Source organism: Pseudarthrobacter sp. 1C304, assembly GCF_052245515.1.
Lineage (GTDB): Bacteria > Actinomycetota > Actinomycetes > Actinomycetales > Micrococcaceae > Arthrobacter.
This window is the reverse complement of the sequence record NZ_JBQQCH010000020.1, coordinates 1-1,078: the sequence shown is the minus strand read 5'-3', so window position 1 is coordinate 1,078 and position 1,078 is coordinate 1. Positions and strand designations below refer to the sequence as shown.

Here is a 1,078-nt window from a genome sequence, read left to right as displayed (position 1 = left end):
GGGGTCTGCCCGAAGAAGTGCTCGCGGACGAACGCGCCGGACTCGGCCTTGTAGGTCTGGTAGTCCCCGTCGACGGTCTCGTTCATGATCTTCACGAGGGACCCGTCCTGGTCCTTGGCGAGCAGGTCATCCCACTCCCGGCCCCAGACGACCTTGATCACGTTCCAGCCCGCGCCGCGGAAGAACGCCTCGAGTTCCTGCATGATCTTCCCGTTGCCCCGGACCGGGCCGTCCAGACGCTGGAGGTTGCAGTTGATCACGAAGTTGAGGTTGTCGAGCTTGTCGTTCGCGGCGAGCTGGAGCAGGCCGCGGGACTCGGGCTCGTCCATTTCCCCGTCGCCCAGGAATGCCCAGACCTGCTGGTCCGAGGTGTCCTTCAGGCCGCGGTTGTGCAGGTACCGGTTGGACTGGGCCTGGTAGATCGCGTTCATCGGGCCGATGCCCATCGACACGGTCGGGAACTCCCAGAACTCCGGCATCAGCCGCGGGTGCGGGTAGCTCGAGAGGGCGTGGCCTTCCTTGGACTTCTCCTGCCGGAACCCGTCCAGGTCCTCCTCGGTCAAACGGCCTTCCATGAACGCCCGGGCGTACATGCCGGGGGAGGCATGGCCCTGGAAGAACACCTGGTCACCGCCCGAGGGGTGGTCCTTGCCGCGGAAGAAGTGGTTGAACCCGACCTCATACAGGGTCGCCGCGCCGGCGTAGGTCGAGATGTGCCCGCCGACGCCGATATCGGAGCGCTGCGCCCGGTGCACCATGACCGCCGCGTTCCACCGCAGCCACGCCCGGTACTTCCGCTCGATCTCCTCGTCCCCGGGGAACGGCGCTTCCTGGTCCACCGGAATCGTGTTCACGTAATCCGTGGTGGTCACCATCGGAACACCCACACTCTGCGCACCCGCCCGCTGAAGCAGGCTCCGCATAATGTACTGGGCACGCTCCGTGCCCTGATCCTGAATCAAAGCATCCAGGGACTCCAGCCACTCGGCGGTCTCTTCCGGATCACGATCAGGCAGCTGGTTAGTCAACCCGCTGAGGATATGGGAGGTCTCTTCTCCTGCAGCCACGTCCAACCTCT

The 1,078-nt window shown here is 65.0% G+C and carries 1 pseudogene; it reads right to left on the bottom strand.

The features are described from left to right. A pseudogene (locus ACTWQD_RS18360) lies at positions 1 to 1,067 on the bottom strand (pyruvate dehydrogenase (acetyl-transferring), homodimeric type); the annotation flags it as partial. Positions 1,068 to 1,078 lie beyond the last annotated feature (11 nt).